The 11,834-nt window shown below is 70.1% G+C and carries 10 protein-coding genes; all 10 read right to left on the reverse strand.

All coding sequences use genetic code 11. The features are described from left to right. Positions 1-255 precede the first annotated feature (255 nt). The 10 genes from H1Q64_RS21310 to H1Q64_RS21355 all read right to left on the reverse strand — a co-directional run bounded on the left by H1Q64_RS21310 (position 256) and on the right by H1Q64_RS21355 (position 11,616). Positions 256-1,491 carry an ABC transporter ATP-binding protein gene (locus H1Q64_RS21310; RefSeq protein ID WP_237905503.1) on the reverse strand — a complete coding sequence of 412 codons (1,236 nt, stop codon included), beginning with the start codon at positions 1,489-1,491 and terminating at the stop codon, positions 256-258. Between the two features lie 61 nt (positions 1,492-1,552). Then, positions 1,553-2,374, reverse strand: a complete 822-nt coding sequence (locus H1Q64_RS21315; RefSeq protein ID WP_237905504.1) for a carbohydrate ABC transporter permease — start codon at positions 2,372-2,374, stop codon at positions 1,553-1,555. A gap of 5 nt (positions 2,375-2,379) precedes the next feature. After that, complete coding sequence (locus H1Q64_RS21320) at positions 2,380-3,318, reverse strand: carbohydrate ABC transporter permease (protein WP_104675440.1); 939 nt, start codon at positions 3,316-3,318, stop codon at positions 2,380-2,382. 54 nt (positions 3,319-3,372) lie between these two features. Further along, complete coding sequence (locus H1Q64_RS21325; RefSeq protein ID WP_237905505.1) at positions 3,373-4,638, reverse strand: ABC transporter substrate-binding protein; 1,266 nt, start codon at positions 4,636-4,638, stop codon at positions 3,373-3,375. A gap of 101 nt (positions 4,639-4,739) precedes the next feature. Further along, on the reverse strand, positions 4,740-6,320 hold the full coding sequence (locus H1Q64_RS21330) for an aldehyde dehydrogenase (NADP(+)) (RefSeq protein ID WP_237905506.1): 1,581 nt from the start codon (positions 6,318-6,320) through the stop codon (positions 4,740-4,742). Positions 6,321-6,366: 46 nt separating this feature from the next. Next, the gene (locus H1Q64_RS21335; protein WP_237905507.1) at positions 6,367-7,551 is read right to left on the reverse strand and encodes a fumarylacetoacetate hydrolase family protein; all 1,185 of its coding nucleotides are present in this window, start codon (positions 7,549-7,551) and stop codon (positions 6,367-6,369) included. 31 nt (positions 7,552-7,582) lie between these two features. Further along, on the reverse strand, positions 7,583-8,380 hold the full coding sequence (locus tag H1Q64_RS21340; protein ID WP_051140522.1) for an enoyl-CoA hydratase/isomerase family protein: 798 nt from the start codon (positions 8,378-8,380) through the stop codon (positions 7,583-7,585). A 10-nt stretch (positions 8,381-8,390) separates the two neighbouring features. Next, positions 8,391-9,554 carry an extracellular solute-binding protein gene (locus H1Q64_RS21345; protein WP_237905508.1) on the reverse strand — a complete coding sequence of 388 codons (1,164 nt, stop codon included), beginning with the start codon at positions 9,552-9,554 and terminating at the stop codon, positions 8,391-8,393. Further along, positions 9,536-10,783, reverse strand: a complete 1,248-nt coding sequence (locus H1Q64_RS21350; RefSeq protein WP_237905509.1) for a CaiB/BaiF CoA transferase family protein — start codon at positions 10,781-10,783, stop codon at positions 9,536-9,538. The genes H1Q64_RS21345 and H1Q64_RS21350 overlap by 19 nt, the downstream gene beginning before the upstream one ends. A gap of 68 nt (positions 10,784-10,851) precedes the next feature. After that, entirely contained in the window at positions 10,852-11,616 is a 765-nt protein-coding gene (locus H1Q64_RS21355; protein WP_237905510.1) for an SDR family oxidoreductase, read from the reverse strand. Between the last annotated feature and the right edge of the window lie 218 nt (positions 11,617-11,834).

Here is an 11,834-nt window from a genome sequence, read left to right on the forward strand (position 1 = left end):
TGCCGGTCTTTCGGCCGATCGGAAGTTAATTCTGCTTGGGTCGGTGGTCATACAACAACGAAATCCCCGCAGGGCGGGGATGGTTACTGCATGAATTTTGACTCATGCAGAAGAAAATTGTCGATTATTGATGCATTTGAGACTTCGGTTGTAAAAGAGAGGAAGGCACCTTTCTGAAAAGTGGTGTTCAAGAACGGCGCCGCCTTTGTCATTCCACCTGGGGATGCAGAGGCGGCGCCGTCCGTGCGGATCGCGTCAGGAGGCCGTCCGGATGGTGCCGACGCGCCCGCCGGCCAGGAAGTCCTCCGCGGCCCGCCCGCCGACGCGGAGGCCGCTGTCCTTCTCGAACAGGGAGAAGTCCTTCAGCAGGCAGTCGATGCCGACCGCCTCGCCGACGCGCAGCTCGCTGTAGCCGGGGACGGAGACCATCACCTCGTCCGTCAGGCCGCCGTCGTCGTCGTGGGCGGTGTGGACGCCGGATAGCTTCACCGAGATCAGCGATTCCGCCCCCACATGCTCGACCAGGGTGACGGTGCCCGGCAGGCTCTTGCCCTGGCCCGGCGGGACGACGGCGAGCGCGCCGGGGCGCAGGCCCAGCCACACCTTCATGCGGCTGCTGCCGCCCACCCGCTCGGTCCCAGGGCGCTCGGCCTTGTCGGGCAGCGGCAGGACGCTGTTGCCGATGCGCACGGTCATGCCCTCGACCTCGGCGTCGATCAGGTTCATCGGCGGCGTGCCGATGAAGCGGGCGACGTAGGTGTTGGCCGGCTTCTCGTAGATCTCGCGCGGGGTGCCGTACTGCTGGAGATGTCCGTCGCGCATCAGCGCGATGCGGGTGCCCATGGTCATCGCCTCGATCTGGTCGTGGGTGACGTAGACGAAGTTGCCGCCGACCCGCTGGTGGAGCTGGGTGATCTCCGCCCGCATGGCGGTGCGCAGCTTGGCGTCGAGGTTCGACAGCGGCTCGTCCATCAGGAAGGCCGACGGCTCGCGCACCATGGCGCGGCCGAGCGCCACGCGCTGGCGCTGGCCGCCCGACAGGGTGCGCGGGTGGCGGTCCAGCACCTTGGTCAGGGCCAGCGTGTCGGCGGTGCGCTCCACGAGGTCGCGCACCTCCGGCGAGTTCTCGATGCGGCGCTTGAAATAGTCGCCAATGAAGGGGATGTGGAACCACCAGCGGAACTGCCGCATGATCAGCGGGAAAGCGATGTTCCGGCGCACCGTCATGTGCGGGTAGAGCGCGTAGGACTGGAAGACGAAGGCCATGTCGCGGTCGCTGGGCGGCAGCTCGTCCACCCGCTTGCCGCCGAGATGGATCTCGCCGCTGGTCACCGTCTCAAGCCCCGCGATCATGCGCAGGATGGTGGACTTGCCGCAGCCCGACGGGCCGAGCAGCACCAGGAATTCGTCGTCGCCGGCCTCCAGGCTCACGTTGTCGATCACGGTCAGGGAACCGAAGGACTTCGTGACGTTCTGCAGTTTGATAGCCATGGGCTTTTCCCTTTTATCTCTCGGGCGTGTCGGTGCAAGGGGGGGCGGGATCGGCCCACGGTCAGCCCTTGACGCCGCCGGTCGTCATGCCGGCGACCACGTAGCGTTGGACGAACAGGTAGAAGACGACCGCCGGCAGCGTGTAGATGAAGCCGACCGCCATGACCGTGTGCACCGGGGTGCTCAACTCGCCCACGAAGCTGGCGAGGCCGACCGAGGCGGTGCGCAGGGCGTCGTCGCTGATGAAGGTCTGGGCGAAGACATACTCGTTCCAGCCGTGGAAGAAGGCGATCACCGCCGCGGCGGCCAACGTCGGCGCGATCAGCGGAACCACCACCGCCAGCACGATGCCGAGGCGGGAGCAGCCGTCCACCCTTGCGGCCTCCTCGATCTCCGACGGCACGCCGTCGATGGCGCCCTTCAGGATCCAGGTCACCACCGGCACGGTGAAGGCCGTGTTGGCCAGGATCAAGCCGAGCAGCGTGTTGAGCAGCGACAGCTTGGTGAAGATGTCGTAGAGCGGCACCACCAGCATCGCTTCCGGCAGCATCTGCGTCATGAACAGCGCGAAGCCGAGCAGCAGCTTGCCGTTGAAGGTCAGCCGCGACAGCGCGTAGGCCGGCAGCACCGACAGCAGGATGCTCAGCACCGTCGTGCCGACCGCGACGATCAGGCTGTTGATCAGCCATTGGCGCAGCGAGGTCTCGGTGAAGGCGTCGGCGTAGGTGCCGATCTGCGACAGCGTCGGCAGCAGGTTCGGCGTGTCGTCGAACAGCCGCTCCGACGGGGTGAGCGAGGTCACCAGCATCCAGTAGAGCGGGAAGGCCGCCACCCCGAGGAGGACCAGGACGGCGAGCGTGCGGGCCGTGGAATTGTGCTTCATGGGGATCACCGTTTCCCGGCGGCCTTTTCCGCCCGCGTCGACAGCCAGAAATAGACCAGCGTCACCAGGATCGCGACGACCAGCCCGATGATGCCGACCGCCGCCGCGCGGCCGAGGTCGAGATAGACGAAGGCGCGGCGGTAGAGGTCGATGACCAGCGTGTTGGTCTCGCCCAGCGGGCCGCCCTGGGTCATCAGCCAGATCACGTCGAAGCGGCGCAGCGACCACACCGTGATGAGCAGGGTCAGCAGGGCCACCGACGGGCGGATGGTCGGCCAGGTGACGGCGCGGAAGATGCTGAGCCGGTCGGCCCCGTCGATCACCGCCGCCTCGCGCAGCTCCGACGGCACGCCCTGGAGGGCGGCCAGGATGACGACGGAGGAGAAGGGGAAGATCTGCCAGATCGTGGTGATCAGGATGGCCGGCAGGGCGAAGGACGGCTCGTCCAGCCAGTTCACCCCGCCGTCGGCGAAGCCCAGGAACTGGGCGAGGTGGCTGAACAGGCCGTACTGCGCGTTGAACATCCACACGAAGATCAGCGCCGCGGCGACCGGCGGGGCGGCCCAGGGGATGGTGACCAGCGCGCGGGCGATGCCGCGCCCCCGGAAGGTGCCGTCGAGCAGCAGCGCCGCCAGCAGGCCGAGCCCGATGGAGGCGACCACGCAGACCAGCGTGTAGACCGCGGTGACGCGCAGGACCTGATGGAACTCCGGGTCGAAGACGAGCTCGCGGTAATTGTCCAGCCCGACGTAGGTCTGCTGGCCGGGCGAGAGCAGCGAGGTGGAGGTGACGCTGAGCAGGAATTCCTGCACCAGCGGGTAGCCCTGGAAGACCAGGAGGTAGAGCGCCACCGGGGCGACGAAGAGTGCGGGAACCCAGCGGCCATGGTCGATCGGCGCGCGCCGCGCGGCGGCCCTGGGCTGGCTCACGGTCCTGCTCATCATGATGCGGTATCCGGAGTTGGGACCGGCGGCGCCGGGGCGCCGCCAGTGAAAACCTTACTTCTGGGCGAGCACGCGGGCGGTGATCAGGCGCTGCGCCTCGTCCATGGCGGTCTGCGGGGCGACGCCGCCCTGGAGCACCTTGAGGAGCTGCTGGACGATGATCTGCTGGATCTCCGGCGCCTTGGTCTCAAGCCCCTGCGGCAGGGCCGGCACGCTGTTCGGGGTCTGCGCGTCGTAGACCTTCAGCCAGGGCATGGCCTGAAGCTCCTCCGGCGTGCGCTCCACCGTCGTCGCGACGTTGGCGGCGCCGAGCAGGGTCTGGAGTTCCTGCTGCTGCTGGGGCTGGAGCGCCCATTGCAGGAACTTGCCGGCGGCGTCCTTCACCTTGGTGTTGGCGTTGATGGTCACCGGAGCCAGGATCATGCCCTGCTCCTTGTGCGGGAAGGGCGACGGGGCGGCGGCGATGGGGTGCGCCTTGCCCTGCGAGGTCAGGATGGTGGCAACGCCGCCGTTGTCGATCTCCATGGCGACCTTGCCTTCCCAGAACATCCGCCGGTAGGTGGCGGCGTCGGTGCCCTTGGGGATCATGCCGGCGTCATAGACGGTCTTGTAGGCGGCGACACCCGCCACGACCTCCGGGCTGTTGAAGGTCGGTGTGCCGTCCGGCTTGGACCAGCGCCCGCCGAAGCCATAGACGAAGTTGGTCAGGTCGTACCAGACGCCGCCGCGTTCGGCCATCGTGGCGCGGAAGGCGAAACCGTAGTTGCCGTCCTTCGTCGCCTCCTTGCCGAGCTTCACGAACTCCTCGAAGGTCTTGGGCGGCGTGCCGTTGGGCAGCAGCGCGGCGTTGTAGACCATCGCGTAGTTGGCGGTGTCGAAGGCGAAGCCGTAGCGCTTGCCCTCGACCTTCATGTACTGGTCGGCGGCGGTGAAGGGATAGGCGCCGTCCTTCACGATGTCGTCGATCGGCAGGACCGACTTGGCGGCCACCGCGGCGTAGAACTCCGGTAGGTCGAAGCGGATCACGTCGGGGCCGCCGTTGCCGCCCATCTGCGTGAAGATGGTGGTGGCGAAGGAGGAAAAGGGGATGGTGACCGGCTTGACCTCGATGTCGGGCTGCGACTGGTTGAACTTTTCCACCCAGGCCTTCAGCCGGTCGCCGCGGCCGACCTCGGCGAAGTGGGACGCAGCGAAGGTCACCACCGTCTTTCCGGATGACTGGGCCAGGGCGACCGACGCGGTGCCCAGCGCCAGGGCCGCGGCCAGCCCGCCGGCCAGAAGGGGGGTAATGCCCGTGATTGCGCTCAGAAACGGCTTCATGCTGCGTCCTCCTCTGAATTTGTTCGTTTGCTGTCTTTTTTTGGTTGGTTTAGCCCGCAATCCCGGAACCATACCAGAGTATGCGGGCCGGTGATCGGGGTTCAGTGCCGGCCCAACGCTCCGTCGACCCGGCGCCACAACCCCAGCGGGTTGCCGTCGCGCAGGGCCTCCGGCAGCAGGTCGGCCGGGATGTCCTGGTAGCAGACGGGCCGCAGGAACCGCTCGATGGCCGCCGTGCCGACCGAGGTGGTGCGGCCGTCGGACGTGGCCGGGAAGGGGCCGCCATGGACCATGGCGTGGCAGACCTCGACGCCGGTCGGCCAGCCGTTCGCCAGGATGCGGCCGGCCTTGCGCTCCAGCGTCGGCAGCAGGACCGCCGCCGCCTTCGTGTCCGCCGTGTCCATTTGCAGGGTCGTTGTGAGCTGGCCGTCCAGCCTTTCCGCCACGGCGCGCAAAGACTCCAGATCCGGGCAGCGGATGAGCAGCGAGGCGGCACCGAACACCTCCTCCCGCAGGGCCGGGTCGTCGAGGAAGGCGTCGGCGGTCGTGGCGAACAGCGCCGCCCGGCACCGGTTGGGAGCGTCGCCATCCAGCCCGCGCGCCAGCGTCTTCACGCGGGCGTTGCCGGCCAGGGCCGCCACCCCGGCGTCGAAGGCGGCGTGGATGCCCGGCGTCAGCATGGTCGGCGCCGCGCTGCCGCCCAGCGCCTCCACGGCGGCGCTGACGAAGCGGTCGAGGTCCGGCCCGTCCACCGCCAGTAGGATGCCGGGGTTGGTGCAGAACTGCCCGGCGCCCATGGTCAGCGAGGCGACGAAGCCCCGGCCCAGAGCCTCCGCCCGCGCAGCGAGCGCCGCCGGCAGCAGGAAGACCGGGTTGATGCTGCTCATCTCCGCGTAGACGGGAATCGGTTCCGGCCGCTTGGCCGCCACCTCCATCAACGCCACGCCGCCGCGGCGCGACCCGGTGAAGCCGACCGCCTTGATGCGCGGGTCGGCGACCAGCGCCGTGCCCACCGACGAGCCGGCGCCGAAGATCAGCGAGAAGACGCCCTCCGGCAGGCCGCACTCCGCGACGGCGGCCTGGACGGCGCGGCCGACCAGCTCCGACGTGCCGGGATGGGCGGAGTGGGCCTTGACCACCACCGGGCAGCCGACGGCGAAGGCCGAGGCGGTGTCGCCCCCGGCCACCGAGAAGGCCAGCGGGAAGTTGCTGGCGCCGAACACCGCGACGGGGCCGAGCGGGATACGGCGCTGGCGCAGGTCGGGGCGGGGCAGCGGCGCCCGCTCCGGCAGGGCCGGGTCGATGCGGGCGCCAAGCCAGCTTCCCTCCCGCACCACCGCGGCGAAGAGGCGGAGCTGGCCGACGGTGCGGCCCCGCTCCCCCTCCAGCCGGGCGCGCGGCAGGCCGCTTTCGGCCATGGCGCGGACGATCAACTCGTCGCCGAGGTCGAGGATGTTCCGGGCGACCGCCTCCAGGAAGACGGCCCGGTCCTCCGGCGCGGTCTCGCGGAAGCGGTCGAAGGCGTCCCAGGCGAGCTGGCAGGCGCGGTCCACCTCCGCCGTCCCGCCGCCGCCGAAGGCGGGTTCCAGCTTTGCCCCGGTGGACGGGTCGATGGCGTAGATCTCGCCGATGCGGCCGCGGTGGCTCTCGGCGCCGATCAGCATCATGCCGGTGAGGGTCACGGGCGGGTCCTTTCCTGGTCTCGGTGCTCTTGGTCTCGGGGCGGCATCAGCCGAGCAGGCCGCGGCCCGCGAGGTTCCGCATCAGCGCGGCGGCGCCGAAGTCCCAGGGCGCGCAGTCGGCGCAATGGCGGACCCGGTTGGTCAGGCTGCCCAGCGCCGGGGCGGTGATGGTCACCACGTCGTCCAGCTTGTGGGTGAAGCCCTCGCCCGGACGGTCGCGGTCCTCGACCGGCGCGAACATGGTGCCGAGCAGCAGGACGAAGCCGTCCGGATACTGGTGGTTCTCCCCGATGGTGGCCTCCACCAGCTCCACCGGGTCGCGGCTGATCTGCGACATGGAGCTGGAGCCCTCCAGCCGGAAGCCGTCGCTGCCCTCGACCACCAGCCCAAGCTCGGCGCTGCGCACGCCGTCGAGCGTGAAGCGGTCGTCGAACAGGCGGATGAACGGACCGATGGAGCCGCTGGCGTTGTTGTCCTTCGCCTTGCCGAGCAGCAGGGCGGAGCGCCCCTCGACGTCGCGCAGGTTCATGTCGTTGCCGAGCGTCGCGCCGACGATGTCCCCGCGGCTGGAGGCCAGGACGGCGATTTCCGGCTCCGGGTTGTTCCACACGGAATAGGGCGGGATGCCGACATGGGCGCCGGTGCCGACCGCCGACATCGGCTGGCCCTTGGTGAAGATCTCGGCGTCGGGGCCGATGCCGACCTCCAGATACTGCGACCACACCCCGCGGGCGATCAGCGCCTTCTTGACCTCCATGGCCTCCGGCGAGCCGGGCTTCAGGCTGGACAGGTCGCGCCCGATCAGCGCGTCGATGTCGGCGCGGATGGCCAGCGCCTTCTCCGGGGCGCCGCGCGCCTGCTCCTCGATGACGCGCTCCAGCAGGCTGACCACGAAGGTCACGCCGGACGCCTTCACCGCCTGGAGGTCGATGGGGGCCAGCAGCCAGGGCCGCTCCGGGTCGCGCCGGTCCTCGTCGGAGTTGGCGAGAAGCGTTGCAGCGGTGCCGATCCATTCACCGGGCAGGTCGCGGGCGATGGCCGCGGCGGCGCCGGTCTCCACCAGATCGCGCACGGTGGGCGCGTCGCGGCTGGTGATGTCGAAGACGTCCCGGCCGCGCACGGCGATGACCGAGGGGCCGACGCCCGGGCGCCAGGCGCGCCCGACCAGCAGCGCGCCCTCGTCCGCCGGCAGGGCGGCGGCGGGGTCGAGGGGAAGGGGTCGCTTGCTCATGATTTCCTCTCCTCTTGCTTGCGCCGGGTCGTCACTTGCGCCGGAAGACCGGGCTGCGCTTTTCCTTGAAGGCGGCGCGCCCTTCGGCGGCGTCCGCGGTGGCGAAGCAGATGGTCTGCAGGTCGCGCTCGTACTCGATGGCCTTTTCCACCGGCATGGTGTGGGCGGCCTTCAGGTTCAGCTTCGCCGTCTCCGCCGCGATGGGCGCGCGGCTGGCGACGATGGCGGCGATCTCCTGCGCGCGGGCGAGCAGACGGTCGGCGGGCACGACCTCGCTGACGAGGCCCCAGGCCAGCGCCTTGTCCGCCGGGATCGGGTCGCCGGTCAGGATCATCATCGCGGCGTTGGAGGTGCCGATGGAGTGCGAGAGGAAGGCCGCCACGCCGCCGCCGCCGATCCAGCCGAGCTTGATCTCCGGCGCGCCGAACTGGGCGTTCTCCGACGCGATGCGGATGTCGCAGCTCATCGCCGTCTCCAGCCCGCCGCCGAAGGCGTAGCCGTTGACCGCGGCGATGCTGGGCTTGCGCAGGCCGCGGATGGCGTCGCAATAGTCCTCGCGGTTGCGGAAGTTCCAGGCGGTGTCGTAGCGGTCCAGCTCGCGGATGTCGGAACCGCAGCAGAAGGCGCGCGGCCCGGCGCCGGTCAGCACGACGCAGCGGATGTCGTCGTCGGCGTTGCAGCGGGCGACGGCGGCGACCAGCTCCGCGGCCATCTCCGGGGTCACCGCGTTCAGCTTCTGCGGGCGGTCGAGGGTGATGGTGGCGACGAAGCCGTCCACCGTGACGGTGACCGCGCCAAGCGCCGGATCGGGGGTGTTGAGCGAGTCCATGGGATGGGCCTTATCGTTCGGCGCCGCCCGGTCCGGACGTGTCCGGGCGGCTGGCGGCGTAGCGGTGTTGCAGACGGTCGAGCAAGGCGGCGTGCGGCGTGCCGTCGGCCAGCGCGTCGCGGATCATCGCGGCGGCTTCGGCCTGGAAAGCGATGTAGCCGGCGTGGCGCGGGCGGACATAGGCGGCCTCCAGCGTCGCGGCGGTGTTGCGGTAGAAACCGCCCCAGCGGGTGTTCACCGCCGCGTCCGCCCAGGCGTCGCGGCGGCTCGGCTGGCCGTCATGGGCCGGGATGAAGCTCCGTTGCGCCTCGGCGCCGAGCAGCCAGCGCAGATGGTTGAGCAGGGCGGGCGTTACCTCGCAGCGCACGGAGACGCCGATGCCGGTGCCGCCCAGCGTCGAGCCGGGGCGCCCGTCCGCCGTGGCGCGCGGCGCGTCGGCGAAGGTCAGCGGCTTCTCGCCCGCTGCGGTGGGGGCCGCGTAGTTGACGTAGCCGTAGACCAGCGGGCAGAGCGCCACGTCGTCGGTGCGGGCCATGTGGCCGAGCAGCCCGATGGGGTTCAGCCCGCGCACCGCCGCCGGCACCCGCCCGGCCAGCGTCGCCATGAGGTCGAGCGCCTGCGTCCCCACCTCTGCCGAGACCAGCCGGTCGGGATCGGCCACCGCGGGCGGATCGCCGAAGGCCGTGGCCATGGACAGGAAGGTCAGGCAGGCGTGCGGCCCGGCCAGCGACAGGGCGACCGGCGCCCGCTCGGACAGGCTGGCCACCTCCGCCCAGGTGACGGGGATCGGCCCGTCCAGAAGGTCGACGCGGCAGGCCGTGACCTGCGTCGCCGCGTCGAGCGGCAGCGCCCAGTGCCGGTCGGCGAAGCGGTAGCTGGCGAGGCTCGGCCCGATGCTGTCGCGCTGCCAGCCGGCGAGGTCCCCGGCGGTGAACAGATCCTCCAGCGGGATCAGGCCGCGCTCCGCGACCGCCTCCCCGACATGGGGGTGGTCGAGGACGATCAGGTCGTAGCGGGCGCAGAGGTCACCGATCGGATGGGCCTCGAAGCCTTCGAGCGGCTGCTTGTCCCAATCGATCGCGAGCCCGTCGCGCGCCTCGTCCAGCCCGGCGGCGGCTGCCGCCAAGGCGTTGTAGCCGCGCGGGTGGTCCCAGGTCAGCGCGCGGTAGCGCATGCCCGAACCTCCTCTTCCTCCGCATCCGGCTCGGTGGCGGCGACGACGCCGGCGGCCAGCAGGCGGTCGATGACCTCAGCGGTGAAGCCGGCGGCCTCCAGCACCTCACGGGTGTGCTCGCCGGTCAGAGGGGCGCCGCGCTCGACCTCCGACGGGGTCTTGGAGAACCGGATGGGGAAGCCCGGCGTCTTGACGCGGCCCTCGGTCGGGTGGTCGTACTCGACGAAGGTGCCGTTGTGCTTGATCTGCGGGTCGTTCACGAGGTCGGCGTAGCCGTAGACCGGCCCGGCCCAGACCCCGGCGGCGTTGAACAGTTCCAGCCATTCCGCGGAAGTCTTCGCGGTCAGCCGGGCGCGGGTCTTGGCGAAGATCTCGTCACGGCGCGACCAGCTGTCGGTCTCGTCCTCCATGTCGAGGAAGGACGGCTCGCCGATCAGTTCGCCCAGCAGCTTCAGCGGCGGGAAGGCCACGATGATGAAGCCGTCGCTGGTGGCGAAGGCGCCGTAGGGGGCGCGGATGTAGACATGGGCGTGCGGCTCGGCGGAGCGGGTCTGCGGCTTGCCGCCGACCGTGAAGACCGACAACTCCTGCATCTGGATCGTCGTGATGGCGTCCAGCATGTTGACCTGGACGAGTTGGCCCTCGCCGGTGCGCTCGCGGTGGAGCAGAGCGGCCAGCACGCCTTCGAAGGCGGTGTAGCCGGTGATCGCATCGACCAGATATTGGCCGGCGGGGGTCGGGGCCTCGCCCTCGCGGCCCGCCGACAGCATGGCGCCGGACATGCCCTGCAACAGCAGGTCCTGGCCCGGACGCTGGACGTAGGGGCCGGTCTCGCCATAGCCGGAAATCGACAGGTAGATCAGGCGCGGGTTGATCGCCGACAGCGATTCATAGTCCACGCCCAGCCGCTTGGCGACGCCGGGCCGGTAGTTCTGGAGGAACACGTCGGCGGTCTTGACCAGCTCCATCAGCAGGGCCTTGCCCTCGGTGTTCTTCAGGTCGACGGCGAGCGAGCGCTTGTTCCGGTTCAGCGACAGGAAGGAGACGTTCACCTTGTTGCCGGTGATGCCGCCGGCCGCGGTGTGGCGCTGCCACTCGCCGGTCACCGGCTCCACCTTCACCACGTCGGCGCCGAGGTCGCCCAGGCGCTGCGCCGCCAGCGGGCCGGCCATGGCGATGGAGCAGTCGAGCACACGGTAGCCGCTGAGGATGTTGCGTTTCTTGTCCATGATGTCCGGGTCTTGTTGCCGTGGATCCGCCGGCCATGGCGGAAGGATGGGGCGGAAGGATAGGTTGGTCAGCCGTTGGTCGCCGGGGCTTGCGCGAAGAAGGCGCGGTTCCAGACGGGGCTGATGAGGATTTCGTTGACGCAGACGTGGGGCGGCATCTCGGCCACGAAGCGGATGGTGCGGCCCAGATCCTCGGGCTGGAGCAGGCGCGCCATCTCCTCCGCCGGAGGCGGGGAGGGGCGCTGGCCCAGCAGGTCGGTCGCCACCTCGCCCGGCATGACCACGCAGGAGCGCAGGCCGTTGCGCCATTCCTCCATGTTCAGGCTGTGGCTCAGCGTCACCAGCGCCTGCTTCGTGGCGTTGTAGCCGGGTCCGCCGAGGACGAGCGCGTGCCGCCCGACCCAGGAGGACACGATGATGACGGTGCCGGACCGGCGGTCCCGCATGGCGGGCAGCACCGACTGGATGGCGTGCATGGTGCCGTTGAGGTTGACGTCGACCAGCCGCCGCCAGCCCTCCGTCCCGAGGTCGCGGAAGCTGCGGTTGGGCAGGTTCATCCCGGCGCTGGCGACCAGCGTGTCGATTCGCCCGTGGCGATCGAGGATCGCCGCCGCCACGCGCCGCACCGCCGCCTCGTCGGCCACATCGAGGACCGCGGTCTCGGCCCTGCCGCCGGCGTTGCGGATGGACTCCGCCACGCGGTCGAGCGCGTCTTCGCGCCGTCCGGACAGGACGACGGTGGCGCCGCCCTGCGCCAGCGCCCGCGCGCCGGCCTCCCCGATTCCGCTGCCGCCGCCGGTGACCCAGGCGACGCTGTTCGCAAGAACGCTCATGTCTTGCCTGCTTCGTTGCTTGTCTTTGTTGCTTGCCCGCCGTCCGGCCATCGGGCCGCCGCGGTGTCCCTCCCAGCGCCCCCCGGAACGTCCGCCTTCGCGTCCGTTCCGAGTGACCGCTAACGTGACCGGTAACATGATTGGTTGGGGCAATCAAGCATCTTCGGCGAGCGATAACGTTAGCGTTCGCGTGACCGCTAACATGAAATGCGCTATGG

It is taken from the genome of Azospirillum brasilense (assembly GCF_022023855.1).
GTDB classification, from domain to species: domain Bacteria; phylum Pseudomonadota; class Alphaproteobacteria; order Azospirillales; family Azospirillaceae; genus Azospirillum; species Azospirillum brasilense_F.

Bases quoted from the DNA above. Each gene is read 5' to 3' on its own strand.
- H1Q64_RS21340 (WP_051140522.1), bottom strand. From the start codon at position 8,380: ATGGACTCGCTCAACACCCCCGATCCGGCGCTTGGCGCGGTCACCGTC.
- H1Q64_RS21355 (WP_237905510.1), bottom strand. From the start codon at position 11,616: ATGAGCGTTCTTGCGAACAGCGTCGCCTGGGTCACCGGCGGCGGCAGC.
- H1Q64_RS21320 (WP_104675440.1), bottom strand. From the start codon at position 3,318: ATGATGAGCAGGACCGTGAGCCAGCCCAGGGCCGCCGCGCGGCGCGCG.
- H1Q64_RS21310 (WP_237905503.1), bottom strand. From the start codon at position 1,491: ATGGCTATCAAACTGCAGAACGTCACGAAGTCCTTCGGTTCCCTGACC.
- H1Q64_RS21345 (WP_237905508.1), bottom strand. From the start codon at position 9,554: ATGCGCTACCGCGCGCTGACCTGGGACCACCCGCGCGGCTACAACGCC.
- H1Q64_RS21315 (WP_237905504.1), bottom strand. From the start codon at position 2,374: ATGAAGCACAATTCCACGGCCCGCACGCTCGCCGTCCTGGTCCTCCTC.
- H1Q64_RS21325 (WP_237905505.1), bottom strand. From the start codon at position 4,638: ATGAAGCCGTTTCTGAGCGCAATCACGGGCATTACCCCCCTTCTGGCC.
- H1Q64_RS21335 (WP_237905507.1), bottom strand. From the start codon at position 7,551: ATGAGCAAGCGACCCCTTCCCCTCGACCCCGCCGCCGCCCTGCCGGCG.
- H1Q64_RS21350 (WP_237905509.1), bottom strand. From the start codon at position 10,783: ATGGACAAGAAACGCAACATCCTCAGCGGCTACCGTGTGCTCGACTGC.